Source organism: Halorubrum halodurans, from assembly GCF_002252985.1.
Classification (GTDB): Archaea; Halobacteriota; Halobacteria; order Halobacteriales; family Haloferacaceae; genus Halorubrum; species Halorubrum halodurans.
Genome location: NZ_NHPJ01000128.1, coordinates 1 through 17422 on the forward strand (window position 1 = coordinate 1; position 17422 = coordinate 17422).

Annotated in this window: 15 protein-coding genes and 1 pseudogene; 12 read left to right on the forward strand and 4 right to left on the reverse strand. The window is 69.9% G+C overall.

Annotated features, from left to right (window positions below; translation table 11 throughout):
- Positions 1-695 (reverse strand): annotated as a pseudogene (locus DJ70_RS14395) (secretion system protein); the annotation flags it as partial.
- Between the two features lie 432 nt (positions 696-1127).
- Between DJ70_RS14395 and DJ70_RS14400 the strand changes: the two are divergent.
- The 9 genes from DJ70_RS14400 to trpB all read left to right on the forward strand — a co-directional run bounded on the left by DJ70_RS14400 (position 1128) and on the right by trpB (position 12674).
- Entirely contained in the window at positions 1128-4244 is a 3117-nt protein-coding gene (locus tag DJ70_RS14400; RefSeq protein WP_094534183.1) for an FAD-binding and (Fe-S)-binding domain-containing protein, read from the forward strand.
- A gap of 110 nt (positions 4245-4354) precedes the next feature.
- The gene (locus DJ70_RS17525) at positions 4355-4525 is read left to right on the forward strand and encodes a hypothetical protein (protein WP_179234069.1); all 171 of its coding nucleotides are present in this window, start codon (positions 4355-4357) and stop codon (positions 4523-4525) included.
- Positions 4526-4651: 126 nt separating this feature from the next.
- A complete protein-coding gene (locus DJ70_RS14405; RefSeq protein WP_094534185.1) occupies positions 4652-6103 on the forward strand; it encodes a cryptochrome/photolyase family protein in 1452 nt (483 codons plus the stop codon).
- A 99-nt stretch (positions 6104-6202) separates the two neighbouring features.
- Entirely contained in the window at positions 6203-6649 is a 447-nt protein-coding gene (locus DJ70_RS14410; protein ID WP_094534187.1) for an acyl-CoA thioesterase, read from the forward strand.
- 655 nt (positions 6650-7304) lie between these two features.
- Entirely contained in the window at positions 7305-7733 is a 429-nt protein-coding gene (locus DJ70_RS14415) for an ArsR/SmtB family transcription factor (protein WP_094534189.1), read from the forward strand.
- The gene (locus DJ70_RS14420; protein ID WP_094534191.1) at positions 7730-8740 is read left to right on the forward strand and encodes a permease; all 1011 of its coding nucleotides are present in this window, start codon (positions 7730-7732) and stop codon (positions 8738-8740) included. Before DJ70_RS14415 ends, DJ70_RS14420 begins: the two co-directional genes overlap by 4 nt.
- 75 nt (positions 8741-8815) lie before the next feature.
- Entirely contained in the window at positions 8816-9829 is a 1014-nt protein-coding gene (locus DJ70_RS14425) for an aldo/keto reductase (RefSeq protein ID WP_094534193.1), read from the forward strand.
- Positions 9830-10055: 226 nt separating this feature from the next.
- The gene (locus tag DJ70_RS14430; protein WP_094534195.1) at positions 10056-11429 is read left to right on the forward strand and encodes an MEDS domain-containing protein; all 1374 of its coding nucleotides are present in this window, start codon (positions 10056-10058) and stop codon (positions 11427-11429) included.
- An 81-nt stretch (positions 11430-11510) separates the two neighbouring features.
- Positions 11511-12674, forward strand: coding sequence for a tryptophan synthase subunit beta (trpB, locus tag DJ70_RS14435; protein ID WP_094534197.1), 1164 nt, complete (start codon positions 11511-11513; stop codon positions 12672-12674).
- Positions 12675-12688: 14 nt separating this feature from the next.
- On the opposite strand, the gene hisH is transcribed toward trpB, so the two are convergent.
- Positions 12689-13342, reverse strand: coding sequence for an imidazole glycerol phosphate synthase subunit HisH (gene hisH, locus DJ70_RS14440; RefSeq protein WP_094534201.1), 654 nt, complete (start codon positions 13340-13342; stop codon positions 12689-12691).
- Positions 13343-13471: 129 nt separating this feature from the next.
- Here hisH and phnD point away from each other — a divergent pair, with 129 nt between their 5' ends.
- From phnD to DJ70_RS14455, 3 genes are all read left to right on the forward strand, one after another.
- A complete protein-coding gene (phnD, locus tag DJ70_RS14445; RefSeq protein ID WP_094534204.1) occupies positions 13472-14581 on the forward strand; it encodes a phosphate/phosphite/phosphonate ABC transporter substrate-binding protein in 1110 nt (369 codons plus the stop codon).
- A gap of 69 nt (positions 14582-14650) precedes the next feature.
- Entirely contained in the window at positions 14651-15460 is an 810-nt protein-coding gene (gene phnC / locus DJ70_RS14450; protein WP_094534206.1) for a phosphonate ABC transporter ATP-binding protein, read from the forward strand.
- On the forward strand, positions 15457-16470 hold the full coding sequence (locus DJ70_RS14455) for a PhnE/PtxC family ABC transporter permease (protein WP_094534208.1): 1014 nt from the start codon (positions 15457-15459) through the stop codon (positions 16468-16470). The genes phnC and DJ70_RS14455 overlap by 4 nt, the downstream gene beginning before the upstream one ends.
- Positions 16471-16481: 11 nt before the next feature.
- On the opposite strand, the gene DJ70_RS14460 is transcribed toward DJ70_RS14455, so the two are convergent.
- Both DJ70_RS14460 and DJ70_RS14465 read right to left on the reverse strand, forming a co-directional pair.
- The gene (locus tag DJ70_RS14460; protein ID WP_094534210.1) at positions 16482-17138 is read right to left on the reverse strand and encodes a uracil-DNA glycosylase; all 657 of its coding nucleotides are present in this window, start codon (positions 17136-17138) and stop codon (positions 16482-16484) included.
- 76 nt (positions 17139-17214) lie between these two features.
- On the reverse strand, positions 17215-17422 hold a 208-nt coding region (locus DJ70_RS14465; RefSeq protein ID WP_275542354.1), incomplete at its 5' end, for an MOFRL family protein.

Here is a 17422-nt window from a genome sequence, read left to right on the forward strand (position 1 = left end):
TCGTCGCCGGGGAGCAGGTCGGGCTCGAGCGCGGCGTACTTCGTCTCGAAGGCGTCCGAGCCGAGCAGCCGCTCGCGGTAGATCACCACGTCGACGGCGAAGCCGGCGAACTCGACGGCGTACCGGGCGAGCCGCTCGCCCGCGACGCGGTCGACGTACTCGGCGTCGGCGTCGACGCCCGTCTCGAGCGGGGCGAACGCATCCGTGTGGACGACGAGCTCGCGGTCGTCGCCGACGTCCGCGACCGCGATCCGGGCGTCGAGCGCGATCGGGGTGAGGTCGCCGAACAGTCGGAGGTCACACAGCGCGTGGTGGTCGATCCGGCGGCGGGCGGCCGCGGTCGTCGAGAGCAGGCGATCGAGCACGCGCCCGTACTTCGGCTCGAAGCCCGCCTCCGCGCGCTCGACCGCGCCGGCACGGGTGAGCGGGCGGCGGCCGTGGCCGTCCGCGAAGTGTTCGCGGACCCGCGAGAGCGCGCGCTCGTCGGCCGGCGAGAGCGGCGGGTCGCGCACGTCGTAGCCGAACCGGCCGCCGTCGCGCTCGCGGATCGTCGCGACGACGCCGGGGGCGGACTCGTACTGCGCGCGGACGTCGGGGGCGTACCAGGCTTCGGGATCGTCGGGCGGGACCGGGGCCGGAACCGCGGCGTCGTCGCCGCCGGATCCGCCGCCGATCCGCAGGGTGGGGCTCGTCACGTCTCTCGTCTGCTCGACCGGAGTTCGACCATCCGATATAACCGTTCTCTTTTACTGACATGTCGTTTCAGGGGCCTGAAACGCCGCCGACGCTCGGGAGGACCGACCCCGAAGAGGTCCGTCGTCGGTCCGCCGGCGAGTCGGCCCGGAGGCGAACGTCGTCCGGGGCGGCGCGGTCGACGAGTCGGTCGGGGCCGCGTTCGCCGTCCGGGTCGTCGTCGCCGACCTCGAGTACGCCCCGCCGCTCGCCGGTGCCGATCCCTGTCCGCGCCGCGGAACGCCGCCGTCGGCGTGCGCGTTCGGCGCGCGCGAGCCGCTCTCGTATGACGGTTGCGGCTACTCCGGGATAGCGATCGGCCGCGACCGACGGCGAGGGGATACGTCATCATCGTTAACGATGGATTTATTCGACGGTCGACGCCCTGTTACCCCATGGCAACAGATCCCACAGCGGGGGACGGAGCGTCGGGGGACGACGCGTCGGGATCCGCGGCGGCCGGCCCCGACGCGTCCGGACTCGATCCGTCGGCGGCCGCGCTCGGTCACGAGCGGCCGGACGTGCCCGCCTACCGGGCGCTCGCGTCGGCCCTCCGCGAGCGCGTCGAGGGCGAGGTCGAGTTCGACGAGTACGCGCAAGTGCTGTACGCGACCGACGGCAGCGTCTACTCGGCGCGGCCCGCGGGCGTCGTGTTTCCGCACTCGGTCGCGGACGTCCGGGCGGCGATGCGGGTCGCCGCCGACCACGACGTCCCGGTACTCCCGCGCGGGGCGGGATCCTCGCTCGCGGGACAGACCGTCGGCCCCGGCTGCGTCGTGTTGGATCTCTCCAGACACATGGACGAGATACGGGAGGTCCGCCCCGACGACCGCCGGGCGGTGGTCGAGCCGGGCGTCGTCCAGGACCGCCTCGACGACCGGCTCGCGGAGGACGGACTGAAGTTCGCGCCCGACCCCGCCTCCTCGGCGCGGGCGACGGTCGGCGGCGGGATCGGCAACAACTCCACCGGCGCGCACTCGGTCCGGTACGGCATCACCGACGCCTACACCGAGGAGCTCCGGGTCGTGCTCGCGGACGGCTCCCTGATCCACACCCGCGAGGTCGTCCTCGACTCGCCGGAGTACGAGGCGATCGTCGCGGGCGAGGAGGGCGGCGAGCGGGAGGCGGCGCTGTACCAGACGGTCCGCGAACTCGTCGCGGGCAACGAGGCGGCGATCGCGGAGCGGTACCCGACGCTCAAACGGTCGGTGTCGGGGTACAACCTCCACAAGGTGATCTACGAGAACGACGACGGCGAGGAGGTCGTCAACCTCTCGAGGCTGTTCGTCGGCGCGGAGGGCACGCTCGGGGTCGTCGTCGAGGCGGAGGTGTCGCTCGTCACCCGCCCCGAGGAGACGGCGCTGGCGCTGTACTGTTTCGACTCGCTTCCGGCCGCGATGCGGGCGGTCCCCGAGGCGCTGGAGTTCCCGGTGAGCGCGGTCGAGCTGATGGACGACGAGGTGTTCTCGCTCGCGGCGGGCTCCCCGCAGTTCGCGGAGTACGCGGAGCCGATCCCCGACCGCGCCGCGGCGGCGCTGATGCTCGAGTGGGACTCCGAGCTCGTCGACGACTTCGAGGCGGCGGTCGCCGACACGAACGCGCGCTTTCTCGAGGGGGGCGACGCCTTCGACGTCCTGGAGGCGTACGCGGACGAGGCGCAGGCGGACCTCTGGAACCTCCGGAAGGCGGCCATCCCGCTGTTGATGAGTATGGAGGGGGACCCGAAGCCGTACCCGTTCATCGAGGACGCGTCGGTGCCGCCCGCGGAGCTCGCGGAGTACGTCGGCGAGTTCGAGGACGTGCTCGAGGCCCACGACACCTCGGCGGCGTACTTCGCACACGCCGGCAGCGGCACCCTCCACATCCGCCCGATCCTCTCGTTGAAGGAGGAAGAAGGGATAGAGAAGATGCACTCGATCGCCGACGACGTCACCGACCTCGTGTTGGACCACCACGGCGCGTTCTCCGGGGAGCACGGCGACGGCCTCGCGCGCACCGAGTTCAACCCGAAGATGTACGGCGACGAGCTCTGGAGCGCGTTCCAGGAGCTGAAGTCGACGTTCGACCCCGAGTGGCGGCTGAACCCCGGCAAGGTCGTCTACGTCGACGGCGAGACCGCGAGCGAGCGAGGCTACCCGGACACCGCCGCCGACACGGACATGCGTGAGCACCTCCGGTACGGCCCGGCCTACCGCTCGATCGAGCCGACGACGACGCTCGATTTCGACGACGAGGGCGGCTTCTCGCACCTCGTGGAACTCTGTAACGGCTGTGGCACCTGCCGGGAGACCGACTCGGGCGTGATGTGTCCGACCTACCGCGCCTCCGGCGAGGAGATCCAGACGACGCGGGGGCGCGCCAACATGCTGCGGGCCGCCATCAGCGGCGACCTCGACGACGACGAGATCCACTCCGACCGCTTCCAGGAGGAGGTGCTCGACCTCTGTGTCGGGTGTAAGGGGTGCAAGAGCGACTGTCCGACCGGCGTCGACCTCGCGAAGCTCAAGGCGGAGGTGAAACACGAACACCACGAGAGGGAGGGCGCGGGGCTCCGCGAGCGGCTCTTCCGCGACGTCGACCGCCTCTCGGCGGTCGGGAGCGCACTCGCGCCGGTCTCGAACGCGGCGACGAAGCTCCCCGGCGCTCGCCGGGTGATGGACGCCGTCGCGGGGATCGCGCCCGACCGCGCGCTGCCCACGTTCCGCTCCGAGAGCTTCGAGGAGTGGTTCGCGGCGCGGGGGGGTTCGAGCGTCTCGCCCGCGGACGCGACCGACGCGGTCGTCCTCTTCCCGGACACCTACACCAACTACAGCTACCCGGCGGCCGGGAAGGCGGCGGTGGAGGTGCTGGAGGCCGCGGGGGTCCGCGTCGAGGTGCCCGGCGACCTCGCGCCCTCGGGTCGCGCCGCGTTCTCGACGGGCTTCCTCGACGCGGCCCGCGAGCGCGCCGAGACGAACGTCGAGCGGCTCGCGCCCCGCGTTCGCGAGGGGAAGTCGGTCCTCTTCGTCGAACCCTCCGACGCGGTCATGTTCCAGGACGAGTACCTGGACCTGCTCGGCGGCGAGGACGCGGCGGCGGTCTCGGCGGCCGCCTACGGCGTCTGTGAGTACCTCGACGCCGGCCGGGTCGACGAGCGACTTCGATTCGACGCGCCGGACGAGTCGCTCGCCTACCACGGCCACTGTAACCAGAAGGCGCTCGACACGGACCACCACGCGGTGGGCGTGCTCCGGCGCGCCGGCTACGCGGTCGACCCGCTCGACGCCTCGTGTTGCGGCATGGCCGGCTCGTTCGGCTACGAGTCCGAACACTACGACCTCTCGAAGGCCATCGGGTGGATCCTCTTCGACCGGCTCGAGGAGAGTCCCGCCGAGACGGCGACCGCGCCGGGGGCCTCCTGTCGATCGCAGCTCGGCGATCGCGACGGGGCCGCGGAGACCCCCCCGCACCCGATCGAGAAGGTCGCCGAGGCGCTCGTCGGCCCGGCGGAGACGGTCACCGGCGACGACTGAGATCGACGACGACCGGGACCGCCGGCGGTGATCGAGGCCGACGACGACCGTGGGAGGAACCGGTCGGTCGCCCAACGTTTATCTTCGTCCGTCCCGTGGTAACTGTTGTCATGTGCCACCACGGAGACGAGGCGCTCTCCCCGGCGGAGATCCGGGAGCGTCACCGATCGCTGGCGGCGGAAGGGGAGGCCGACGACGCGCCGGACGAGCGGGTCGAGGAGCCGGCGGAGACCGACGATCCCGAGCGGCCGGCGGAGCCGCGAGCGCCCGCCGACGACTGACGCGACGGCGGCGCGTCCCGCCGCGAATCCCGCCTTTTTAGCGCGACGACCGCCGGGACGAGCCGCGGCTGAAGTCGTCGTTCCGCCGGCCGAAGGACACTATCCGCTCCGTCCCCAACCGATCGCATGGACCTGTTCTGGCACCGGCGCGACCCGCGGCTCCGCGACAACGCGGGACTGGCGGCGGCCGCCGCGGCCGCGGCCGCGCGGAACGATCGGGTCGTCCCCGTCTTCGCGTACGACGCGGAACTCCTGGAGACGGTCGGCGCGAGACGACGGGCGCTCTCCCTCCGGTCGCTGGCCGCCCTCCAGCGACGCTACCGCGAGCGCGGGAGCGCCCTCGTCGTCCGTTCGGGCGACCCCGCGACGGTCCTCCCGGATCTCGCCGCGGAGTACGGCGCGGAGCGAGTCACCTACAACGAGCACTACCGGCCCGCGCGGCGGGAGCGCGAGCGCGCGGTCGCGTCGGCGCTCGCGGACGACGGCGTCGAGACGGACGCACGAACCGACCTCGTGGTGGTCGATCCCGACCGACTGGCCGCGTCGTACCCGAACCACGGGCGCTTTCGAGACGACTGGGACGCGGTCCCCACGCCGGACCCGTACCCGGCGCCGGAGGCGGGGAGGTTCGCCGACGTGGGGGGCGAGCGATCGGTGCGTGCGGTCGCCGCCGACGCCTCCGGCGACCTTGATGTCGGCGACCCCGACCCGTTCCGAGCCGACGTCGACCTCCCGACGGCCGGCCACCGCGCCGCCCGTGATCGGCTCGACGACTTCCTGTCGGCGGGGATCGCGACCTACGCCGACACCCGCGACGACCTCGCGCGGGCGGTGGAGGCGCCGACCCACGCCGTCTCGCGGCTGTCGCCGTACCTCGCGACGGGCGCGATCGGGATCCGGGAGGTGTGGGCGGCCGCGACCGACGCGCTGGAGGCGGCCGCGACCGACGACGTTCGCCGAAACGTCGAGAAGTACCGGGACGAACTGACGTGGCGGGAACAGCAGTACCACCTGCTGTACTACGCCCCGGACCTGGCCGAGTCGAACTACCGGTCGTTCCCGAACCCGATCGCGTGGCGCGAGGACGACGCGGGGTTCGACGCGTGGAAGCGAGGCGAGACGGGGTATCCCCTCGTCGACGCCGGGATGCGCCAGCTGGAGGCGGAGGGGTACGTCCACAACCGTCCGCGGCAGGTGGTCGCGAGCTTCCTCACCAAACACCTCCTCGTCGACTGGCGGCGCGGGGCACGGTGGTTCATGGAGCGACTCGTCGACGCCGACCACGCGTCGAACCACGGGATGTGGCAGTGGATCGCCTCGACGGGGACCGACTCGGTCGACGTGCGGATCTTCGACCCGGTGAGCCAGGCCGCGAAGTACGACCCGGAGGCGACGTTCGTCCGGGAGTACGTCCCCGAACTGCGGGAGGTGCCGGCCGACACCGTCGTCGACTGGCCGACGCTTTCGCCCGAGGAGCGCGAGGACCTGGCCCCCGACTACCCCCACCCGATCGTCGACCGGGACGCCGCCTACGAGCGGGCGAAACGCGTCTTCGAGGAGGCGCTCGGCAAGCGGTGAGAGGCGGCACTCGGCAGGCGGTAAGCGCGGTCGTCGGACCGCGGCCGGCGGCCCGCCTCCGGAGCCGGCCTTTTTGATCCCGCCCGTCCTCGTCGGCGTATGCCGAGCGTCAGCGACACCTACATCGAGAACCGCCAGCGCGTCCAGCCGACCCACACCAACAACTACGCGTCGGCCCACGGGGGCAACGTCGTCAAGTGGATGGACGAGGTGGGCGCGATGTCGGCGATGCGCCACGCCGGCGAGACGTGCGTCACGGTGAGGATCAACGAACTCGACTTCAAGCGGCCGATCCCGCAGGGGGACACCTGCGTGATCGAGTCGTACGCGTACGCCGCCGGCCGGACGAGCGTCCGGGTCCGGCTCCGGGCGTTCCGCGAGTCCCCCCGAACCGGCGAGCGGGAGCTGACGACGGACTCCTACTTCGTCTTCGTCGCCGTCGATGCGGAGGGATCGCCGACGCCCGTTCCCGACCTCACCGTCGACGGCGAGCGCTGTCGGGAGCTGCGCGACGACGCGCTCGCGGCGGAGCCGGACGAGGAGTAGTCGCCGGCAGGGAGAGAGGATGTTTATCGAGAATAGTCGATGTCCCTGATATCGATCTGATTCTGTGGAGTTCGAACGATGCGGTGGCGTCGCCGGCGCTTCGCGCCGGCTTCACGCGAGAGCGAAGCTCTCGCCCTGCGCCTGCGAGCGCCCGACAGGGCGCGAACCGCGAGACTGGGGTGGTGTGAGAGGCGGGGCTGTGCGGTCGGGTGGGACGCAAAGGGGCAGCCGGGAGGACGAAGCTTGGCGACGTAAGCACCGCAGCGAAGAAGCGGGAGCGACTGAGCGAGGAGCACAGCGAGCCGCGCGAGTTCTCCCGGCTGGGGCTTTGATGATCGTCACCGCGCTAGCAACCAAGTATTGCCGAGCGACCAAGACTGTGGACGTGTTCACCGCGCGAGCAACGATCTCGGTTCGATCGAATCGATCTCGACCGACGGTGAGGAGACGGCGATCAGAATTTCCGTCGAATCGACCCGACCACAACACTAAAGTTACATCGAGTTTTCTCAATATGTATGTCGATGCTCGACCGACTGTTCGGCGGCGGAAGCGAGGAGGAAGACTGCTGTGACGTGCGTATCGAGGAGGTAGACCCGGACGACGACGGAGCGGAAGCGTGAGCGACCGGTCGAAACGAGAGAACTCATCGAACATGTCCAATCAGGCCAACGGCGAACGCGACGGACTCGGCGAGGAAACCGACGACGGAACCGGATCGGCGAGCGCGACGCTCGGGCGGCTCGAGGAGGGAAGCGGGAGGGCCTGCTGTGGGGGGTCGGTCGTCGACGATCGCCGACCCGACCCCGAACGGGTCGCGAGCGAGGAGGCGGTGTTCAAGGCGCTCGCGAACGAGAAGCGGCTCGCGGTCGTCCACGCGCTCCGCGACGGCGAGCTCTGCGCCTGCGACCTGGAGGCCGTCCTCGACGCGCCGCAATCGACGGTGGCGACCCACCTCCGGAAGCTCCGTGACGCCGGGATCGTCCGCACGCGGAAGGACGGGAAGTGGACCCATTACCGGATCGCCGACACCGCGAGCCTCCAGCTGATCGACCTCGCCGCGGCGCTGGGAGAGGAGTCGTGATCCCGCCGGGGGCCGAGGCGGCGCTCGCCGATTCCTGGGAGTACTTCCTCCACCTCGCGGTCGTCCTCGCGCCGCTCTTTCTCGGAGCCTCCTTCCTCGTCGGGCTCGCCCAGGAGTACCTCCCGCCCGAGCGCGTCGAGGAGCTGCTCCGCTCGCGGGACCACGGCAGCGGGAACGTCCTCGCGACGGGGCTGGGAGCGGTGACGCCGTTCTGTTCGTGTTCGACCGTCCCGGTCCTGGCGGGGCTTCTGAGCGCGGGCGCGCCTCTCGGAATGTCCTTCTCCTTCCTTCTCGCCTCGCCGATCGTCAACTGGATCGCGGTCGTGTTGCTGTTCGGGCTCTTCGGTCCCGTGGTGACGGCCGCGTACGTCGTCGCGGCGCTCGCCTGCGCGATCGTCGGCGGACTGGTCGTCGGCGCGCTGGACCTCGACCGCTACGTCAAGGACGTTCGGATCACCGCTGGCGGCCGGCAGGTAGCGACCGACGGCGGGGCGGCCGCGGCCGGCGGCTGCTGTGACCCCGATCCGACGCCGGCGGCGGACGGGTGCTGTGAGCGCGACGCGACCGCGCCGACCCGAACCCACGCCGAGCGAGTCTCCGCGGCCGGCCGCGGTGCCGGCTCCTTCTTCCGCGACACGTTCCCGTACCTCCTCGTAGGGATCACGGTCGGCGCGCTGATCCACGGCGCGGTGCCCGCGGAGACCCTCCAGCGGGTGGCCGGACCGGGGAACCCGCTGGCGACGCCGCTGGCGGCGCTCGCCGGCGCACCCATCTACGTGAGCCTGAGCGGCATGTTGCCGATCGCCCACTCGCTGACCGAGGCCGGGATCCCGATCGGGACCGTGATCGCGTTCGTCATCGGCGGCGCGGGGATCAGCGTCCCGAACCTGATCCTGTTGAACAAACTGTTCGAGCGCCGGCTGCTGGCCATCTACGCGACCACGGTGGTCACGATCGGCGTCGTCGTGGGGGTCCTGTTCAACACGCTGCTTTCGGGGGTCCTCTAGATCAGGGTCGGACCTCGAGAGCGTCCCTCGCCGCTTCCTCGCTCCTTTTGCCCCGAGCGTCCGAACGGGGAACCGATGACGTCCACACGCGACGACACCGACCTCGAGTTCGTGAAGCTCGACGGCACCGGCCTCCACACCAGCGAGCTCCAGTTCGGCACCTGGCGGTTCGGCAAGGAGAACGAGGCGGGCGAGGTCGAGATCGGCGAGGAGCGCGCCCACGAGCTGCTCGACGCCTACGCCGACGCCGGTGGCCGGTACATCGACACCGCCGACGTGTACGGCGGCGGCACCTGCGAGGAGTGGATCGGCGACTGGCTCGCGGACCGCGACCGCGAGCGCTACACGATCGCCTCGAAGATCTACTGGCAGATCCGCGACGGCGACCCGAACAGCCGGGGAACGAACCGCAAGAACCTCCGGCACCGCCTCGAGGCGCTGCTCGATAGGCTCGGCACCGACTACGTCGACGTGCTCTACATCCACCGCTGGGACGACGCGACCGACGCCCGCGAGACCATGAAGACCCTGAACGGGTTCGTCGAGTCGGGAAAGGTCCACTACCTCGGCGCGTCGACGCATCGACCGAACGCCTGGAAGGTCGCCCGCGCCAACGAGATCGCCCGCGCGGAGGGGTGGGAGCCGTTCACCGTGCTCCAGCCGCGGTACAACCTCGTCGACCGCGAGGTCGAGGGCGACTACCTCGAGTTCGCCCGCCAGCAGGGGCTCGGGGTCTGCCCGTGGAGCCCGCTCGGTCAGGGCTTTCTCACCGGCAAGTACGACCGCGAGGAGGACCTGCCCGAGGAGTCGAAGGTCGCCTCCTCGAGCCGGTTCCGGGAGTCGTACCTCACCACGGAGAACTTCGACGTCCACGACGAGCTCGATCGGGTCGCCGACGAGGTCGACGCCTCGCCCGCGCAGGTCGCGCTCGCGTGGCTCTCCCACCGCGACGGCGTCACCGCGCCGATCGTGGGCGCGCGCACCGTCGACCAGCTGGAGGAGAACCTCGCGGCCGCGGATATCGACCTCTCCGACGAGCAGGTCGACCGGCTCACGGACGCGAAGGCGAGCCCCTACGAGGGGCTGTAGCGGAGCGTCGGAGGACGTTCCGCATCGGTGCCGCGTCCCGGAGGTCGGTCAACACGAGGGACGCCCGGCCGAGATACGGAGCCCGCGGTCGACGACGCACCGTCGTTCCCTCCGTGTGACGGCCGACGGGCGGTCGTTCGAGGTCGTCGGGGGACGTCCAGACGTCCCGTTCTCGGCGAGCCTCAGTAGCACGATTCATATGTCTCGGTCATGAAGTGACGGGAGGATGAAACGACCCGAGGGACGCTCGGCCACGGAACTCGCGGAACGACCGATCGCCGCGGATCTCCGTGCGGAGTTCGGGTCGACCGAGCTGCCACGCCATCTCGCGCTCTTCTACCGGTCGAAGGAGGCGCAGTTGGCCGCTACCACGGCCTTCCTCGTGGAGGGCCTCCAGTCGGGCCACCGCTGTGTCTACCTGCTCGACGTCAACGCCGCCGCCGACGTCGAATCGAGACTCCGGCGGGTCGGCATCGACGTCGAGGAGCGCGTCGACGCCGGCGACCTCGCCATTCGAGACGCCAAAACGGTCTACCTCGACTCCGGCTTCGACCCGAACAGGATGATCGCCACGCTCGAAGCCGAGGCCAACGCCAGCGTCGAGGACGGCTACGACGGGCTGTGGATCGCCGGCGAGAACTCGTGGTGTTTCCACACCGAGCGGTCGTTCGACCACATCCTTGACTTCGAGGCGGACTTCGATGCCGTCTGCCCGGATCTCCCGGTCACCGCGCTCTGTCAGTACGACCTCGACCGTTTCAACGAGACGTCGGCCGCGAAGGCCCTCCGGACGCACGAACGGATCGTCTATCGGAACCAGCTCTGTAAGAACCCGTTCTACGTCCCGCCGGAGGACTATCGCTCGGCCGAGAACCCGGAGCTGAACGCCCAACTGATGCTGGAGCAGGCGTACTCGCTGACGAACGCGGACCACGACATCAACCAACGCGAACAGCGGTTGGGGATCGTCAACCGCGTTCTTCGGCACAACGTTCGCAACGACCTGAACGTCGTGAAGGGGACGCTCGAGCTGGTCGCGGAGACGGGGTCGCTGTCCGCCGAGAACGAGGAGCGACTGGCGGTCGCCATCGAGAACGCCGAGTCGGTCATCGAGATAGCGGAGAAGGCCCGCTACATCCAACGGACGACGGGCAACACCGCCGTCGAGCCACGGCGCCTCCGTCCCCCGATCGAGACGGCCATCGAGGAGGCGGCGGCGGAACACCCGGCTGCCGACGTCCGGTTTTCCGGGGTGAACGACGTGACCGTGCTTGCCGACGAGAACCTCAACGTCGCCCTGTACGAGGCCGTCGTGAACGGGATCGTCCATCAGGACACGGACTCGCCGACGGTCCTCGTCTCCGCCTCGACGCCGAGCGAGGACACGGCTCGGATCGAGGTCCGGAACCGGGGGACGATCCCGAACGTGGAACGGTACACGTTGGAGAGGGGGACGGAGACCGCACTGGAGCATTCGAGCGGGCTCGGCCTCTGGCTGATCAAGTGGATCGTCGAGAACGCACACGGGTCGATCGAGTTCCCGGACGCGGACACGGACGAGGTCCGCCTCCGGATCGAGTTATACCGGGTTCCGTCGTAACGTCGTCGGTCCGGGCCGGACCGACGCGGGGAGGGCGTCCCGCTCGAGTACTTTTTTGGGAGGTGGGTGCGCAGTTGGTCCATGGCGACGCCAGGCGAGTTCGGTGAGTTCGGTGGGAGACACGTGCCGGAACCGCTCGAGGAACCCTTGGCCGAACTAGCAGCCGCGTACGAGGAGGCCGTCGCGGACGACGAGTTCATGGAGGAGTTCCGCCACTTGTTGGAGCACTTCGCCGGACGTCCGACGCCGATCTTCCACGCGGAGACGCTGAGCGAGCGGTACGGGGCGGAGATCTACCTCAAACACGAGGACCTCCTCCACGGCGGCGCACACAAGCTCAACAACACGCTCGGTCAGGCGCTGTTGGCGAAGCGAGCGGGAAAGGATCGGTTGATCGCGGAGACGGGTGCCGGACAACACGGGACCGCGACGGCGATGGTCGGGGCGCTGTTGGATCTGGACACGACCGTGTACATGGGTCGCCACGACATGCAGCGGCAGGAGATGAACGTCTTCCGGATGCGTCTCATGGGTGCGGACGTCGAGCCGGTCGACCGCGGCAACGAGGGGCTTGCGGAGGCGGTCGACGCCGCGTTGGAGGACTTCGCCGAGAACGTCGAGTCGACGCATTATCTCGTCGGCAGCGTCGTCGGCCCGGATCCGTTCCCGCGGATGGTCCGGGAGTTCCAGTCCGTGATCGGGACGGAGGCTCGCGAACAGATCCGGGAGCTCCACGGCGAACTCCCCGACGCGTGCGTCGCCTGTGTCGGCGGCGGGTCGAACTCGATCGGCCTCTGGCACGCGTTCAAGGACGACAACGTGATGTTCTACGGCGCCGAGCCGGGCGGGACCGATGAGGCGAATCACTCGGCACCGCTGTCGAAGACGAAACAGAAGGAGCCGCGGATCTTCCAGGGGATGAAGACGAAGACGATCGGAGACGAAACGCGGAACCACTCCATCTCGGCCGGGCTCGACTACCCGGCGATCGGGCCGGAACACGCCGCACTCCAGGAGATGGGGCGGGCGGAGTACCACGCGGTCTCCGATGACGAAGCACTCGCCGCGTTCCGTGAGCTGAGCGAGGCGGAGGGGATCGTTCCCGCCTTGGAGCCCGCCCACGCCCTCGCGTTGGCCGCCAAGCTCGCCGAAGAGGACCGGCACGACACCCTGTTGGTCAACCTCTGTGGCCGTGGAGACAAGGACATGCGGACGGCCGCGGAGCGGTTCGACCTCTCTGAGTGAGTCGTCCCGCCGGACTACCGCTCCGCGCAGTACTCGACGAAGTTCCGGAGGATCCGCAGCCCCGTCTCCCCGCTCTTTTCGGGGTGGAACTGCGTGCCGAAGACGTTACCCGCCTCGTTGGCGACGACCGCCGGGAAGTCGACCCCGTAGTCGGCGGTCGCGACGACGGCGTCCGGGTCGTCCGGTGCGGCGTAGTACGAGTGGACGAAGTAGGCGTGCTCGCCGTCGACGCCCGCGACGACCGGGTGGTCGCGCTCGACGGAGAGCTCGTTCCAGCCCATGTGGGGCACCTTGCGGTCGACGTCGAACCGGACGTTGGTGCCGGGGATCAGATCGAGGCCGGTCACCTCGCCTTCGCCCTCGTGGTCAGCCTCCTCGCTCGAGGTGAGAAGCATCTGCATCCCGAGACAGATCCCGAAGAGCGGCCGGCCGGCCGCGGCGTGGTCGGTCAGCGCCTCCCGCAGCGGGCCGGCGTTCTCCATCCCCTCGCGGAACGCGCCGACGCCCGGCAGGACGACGCCGTCCGCGGCGGCGAACGCCTCGGGGTCGTCCGTGATCTCGACCGACGCGCCGGCGCGCTCGAGCCCGCGGGTGGCCGAGCGCAGGTTGCCGAGCCCGTAGTCCACGAGCGCGACGGACGCCTCCGAGTCCGTTGCTTGTTCATCCATGTCGCCGCTTGATCACCTGCGTGGAAGTCAGTTTCCATCCGGTACCCGTTACATAGCAGTACGTATCCGCCAATATATTTAAACAGCAAAACTTTTGAGAGATTAGCGGAATCCCCACACGTACTCCTTATGGCGAGACGACGCAAGATCCTCAAGATCGCGGGGGCGACCAGTATCGCAGGACTCGCAGGATGTAGCGGAGGCGGCGGCGGTGACGGCGGCAGCGGCGACGGCAGCGGTGACGGCAGCGGTGACGGCAGCGGCGACGGCGGAAGCGGCGACAGCAGCGGCGGCAGCGGTGACGGCGGCAGCGACGGAAGCGGCGGCGACGACGGCTCGGAGGGCGAGCCGGAGATGACCTTCGGCGGAGACGGCACCGTCGACTTCGGCATCTCGCCGTCGGTCCCGCAGGAGGACCTCGAGGTACAGTACTCCCCGCTGCTCGACCACCTCGGGGGGTACCTCCGTGACAACTACGGCGTGCCCGAGGACCTCGGCGTCGAGGGCACCGTCGGAAGCAACTACAGCGCGATCATTCAGTCGCTCGGGCAGGGAACGATGGATGTCGCCGAGACCGGACCGTTCGCGGCCGCGCTCGGCGTGAAGACCGGCAACGCGGAGATCATCCTCCAGCGCTACGGCTACGGCAGCTGGGAGTACAAGAGCATCATCGCGACGCCGAACGACAGCGACATCACCGAGCTGTCGGACCTGTCCGGCAAGACGATCGCCTTCTCCGACCGGCTGTCGACGAGCGGGTGCCTCTACCCGCTGTACAGCATGTCCAGCCAGGGCGGCCTCGACGTCGGCGAGCTCCCCGAGGGCAACGGGTCGCAGGCCGAGTTCGACGCCCGCTTCGCCGGCGGCCACGTCGGCTCCTACACCCTCCTCGAACAGGGGCAGGTCGACGCCGCCGCGATGGGCGGGTTCGTCCGCGACACGGGCACCGGTCCGGCGCCGGAGGAGTGGCAGGAGGTCGCCACCACGCTCCACGAGGACACGGGGCTCCCGCGTGCGCCGATGGTGGTCTCGCCCGAGCTCGACGACGGCGTGAAATCCGCCATCCAGGAGGCGTTCCTCGAAGCGTCCGACAGCGTCTACTACGGCGCCGACGGGGAGGACGGGACCGAGGACGACCTCTGGTTCGGCGACGTCCGCGAGGCGGGACAAGAGGAGTATCAGTCCGTCATCGACGTCGCGAACGAGCTGGGCGTCGGAACCGACATCTTCGAGTCGTAGGCCCCCCGCGACCCCCGTTTCGGATCGCTTTTCACTCGATCCGTGCGTTCTCGGACAAAGCCACACCCCATGCCAACGATCGAATTCGAAAACGTCACCAAGATATACGACGAGAACACCGTCGCCCTCGACGACGTGTCCTTCACCATCTCCGAGGGGGAGTTCGTCATCCTGCTCGGTCCCTCCGGCGCCGGGAAGTCGACGATGCTGCGGGTTCTGAACGGGCTCACCGACCCCACCGAGGGGACCGTCCGCATCGGAAACAGGGAGATACAGGGCAACCGCAGCGAGGTCGGGATGGTGTTTCAGGAGCACTACCTCATCGAGAGCAAGACCGCGTTCGGCAACGCGCTGTCGGGAGCGCTCTCCCGGAACGGACTCCTCCGGAGCGCCCTCGGAATGCACGCCGAGCCGGACAAGGTGACCGCCCTCGAGGCCCTCCAGACGGTCGGACTCCTCGACGAGGCCGCCCAGCGCGCCGAGTCGATGAGCGGCGGGCAGAAACAGCGGGTCGGGATCGCGCGGGCGCTGGTCCAGGAGCCGGAGATCGTCCTCGCCGACGAGCCCGTCGCCAGCCTCGACCCGAAGGCCGCCAGGGACGTGATGCGGTACCTCAAGAAGGCCGCGACCGCGCAGGACCTCACCACGGTCACCAGCCTCCACCAGGTGAACATCGCCCGCGAGTTCGGGGACCGGTTCCTCGGCATCCGGGACGGCGAGGTGATCTTCGACGGCGACGCCGACGACCTCACGATGGACGAGATGGACCGGATCTACTACGGCGAGGCGCAGGGCGGCAAGACGGTGCCGACGGGGTCCCCGAGCGATGACCTCGGCGGCGACGCCGACGCCGCCGCCGACGGGGGTGGCCGGGCGTGAGCTCCCCCGACTCGGCCGTCAGCGACCAGTTCCGCAACCTCGAACGGCTCCGTCGGATCAAGTACGTCCTGTGGAGCGTGCTGCTCGCGACGGTCCTCGGCGTCACCTACTGGGGGCTCGGCTTCATCGGGTTCCAGCCGAACGTCGTCGCCAACCGGCTCCCGGCGATGTACGAGTTCATCGCGACCGGCTTCTTCCCGCCCGACTTCCAGAACTTCACCATCTACACGAAGGACCAGGGGATCTCCGGACTACAGGCGATCCCCGCGAGCTTCGGCGACGGCGGGGCACACATCATCGAGAGCTTCCAGTCGTCGCGGCAGTCGCTGGTGAAAGCGAGCCTCGTGACGCTGCTTCTGGGCTTCATGGGCACGGTGTTCGCCTTCCCGTTCGCGCTCGTCCTCGGCGTCCTCGGGAGCGAGCGGGTCACCCCGTTCCCCTTCAACTTCCTCTTCCGCGGGACGCTCAGCGGGATCCGCGCCATCCCCGCCATCGTCTGGATCTTCCTGTACATCCCGGTCGGACCGCCGGGGCAGGTCACCGCGGTCCTCGCGATCGCGACCGACAGCATCGGGAACCTCGGCCGCCTCTTCACCGACGACCTCGAGGAGATCGAGGAGGGGCCGATCGAGGCGATCCGCTCGACAGGCGCCTCGGGCACCCAGACGGTGAGCTTCGGGATGTTGAGCCAGGTGTCGCGGTCGTTCATCGCGTGGACGCTGTACATCCTCGAGATCAACACCCGGATCGCCATCTCGCTCGGCGTCGTGGGCGCCGGCGGCCTCGGCCTGATGATCCGGAACAGCCAGGACCTCTTCGAGTTCCAGCAGACGGCCGCGGGGCTGGTGATGGTGTTCATCGTCGTCCTCGGCATCGAGCTGGTCTCCTCGCGGATCCGCGCCCGACTTCGCCCCGGCGAGCACTCCGGAAAGGGGATCGTCGAGGCGATCCGCGGCCTGTTCGACGCGAAGAAGTGGCTCGGGGTCGGTGACGGGCGGAAGCGGGACTGATCGCCGGGCGATCAGAACTCGCCGAGTCGCGACTGGCCGCCGGAGCCGCCCTCCCCGTCCGCGCCGACGCCGCTCAGTTCGCCCGAACGGGCGATCGTCTCGAAAAAGCCCTCGCGCTGGCTCCGGTCGTACAGCGTCGCCGCCGGGTGGACCGAGAGGAGAACGCGCCGGGACGCGCCGCCGATCCGGGCGTCGACGACGTCGCCCGACTCGGCGGTGATCCGCACCGAGCGACCGAGCAGGTGCTCGCTCGGGACCTTCCCCAGGGTCACGATCAGTTCCGGGTCGAGTCCGGCGATCTCCGCCTCGAGGTAGCAGCGACAGTTCGCCAGCTCCTCGGTCGTCGGGTCGCGGTTCTCCGGGGGACGACACCGCACGCAGTTCGTGATCCGCACGTCGGCGCGCGCGAGCCCCGCGTCCCGCAGCGCCTCGTCGAGGACGTCGCCCGACCGACCCACGAACGGCTCGCCCTCCTCGTCCTCGGTCGCGCCGGGGCCCTCGCCGACGAACAGCAGGTCGGCGTCCGTCGGGCCGACGCCCTCGACGATCCGGCTCCGCGACCCGACCAGCGCCGGGCACCGCTCGCAGGACCCGACGCGTAGGTCCGGACCGAGCGCGCCGTCGTCGCCGGAGTCGACCGCGTCGGACCCGTCCCCGTTCTCGCTCATGTCGACGACTGCGGGAGCCGGAGACATAAGTTCGGACGATCGACGGCGCGACGGTCGCCGGTCGCCGGGCCCGCGATCACGTCGTCCCCGGCGGCTCCCCGTCCCGGTCCTCCACGACGACCGCCCGGAGGTCGTTCACGTTCGTCCCCGTCGGGCCGGTCCGGAGCAGGGCGTCGGCCTCGGCCAGAAGCGGAGCCACGTCGTGCCGGTCGAGCGCGTCCCGCGCGGCCGCGGCCGGGAGCGTCGTCGCGTCGACGATCCCGCCCGCGGCCGCGCGGGACGCG

Coding starts and splice junctions, on each gene's coding strand:
- DJ70_RS14400 (WP_094534183.1), top strand. CDS start 1,128: ATGGCAACAGATCCCACAGCGGGGGACGGAGCGTCGGGGGACGACGCG.
- DJ70_RS17525 (WP_179234069.1), top strand. CDS start 4,355: ATGTGCCACCACGGAGACGAGGCGCTCTCCCCGGCGGAGATCCGGGAG.
- DJ70_RS14405 (WP_094534185.1), top strand. CDS start 4,652: ATGGACCTGTTCTGGCACCGGCGCGACCCGCGGCTCCGCGACAACGCG.
- DJ70_RS14410 (WP_094534187.1), top strand. CDS start 6,203: ATGCCGAGCGTCAGCGACACCTACATCGAGAACCGCCAGCGCGTCCAG.
- DJ70_RS14415 (WP_094534189.1), top strand. CDS start 7,305: ATGTCCAATCAGGCCAACGGCGAACGCGACGGACTCGGCGAGGAAACC.
- DJ70_RS14425 (WP_094534193.1), top strand. CDS start 8,816: ATGACGTCCACACGCGACGACACCGACCTCGAGTTCGTGAAGCTCGAC.
- DJ70_RS14430 (WP_094534195.1), top strand. CDS start 10,056: ATGAAACGACCCGAGGGACGCTCGGCCACGGAACTCGCGGAACGACCG.
- trpB (WP_094534197.1), top strand. CDS start 11,511: ATGGCGACGCCAGGCGAGTTCGGTGAGTTCGGTGGGAGACACGTGCCG.
- hisH (WP_094534201.1), bottom strand. CDS start 13,342: ATGGATGAACAAGCAACGGACTCGGAGGCGTCCGTCGCGCTCGTGGAC.
- phnD (WP_094534204.1), top strand. CDS start 13,472: ATGGCGAGACGACGCAAGATCCTCAAGATCGCGGGGGCGACCAGTATC.
- phnC (WP_094534206.1), top strand. CDS start 14,651: ATGCCAACGATCGAATTCGAAAACGTCACCAAGATATACGACGAGAAC.
- DJ70_RS14460 (WP_094534210.1), bottom strand. CDS start 17,138: ATGAGCGAGAACGGGGACGGGTCCGACGCGGTCGACTCCGGCGACGAC.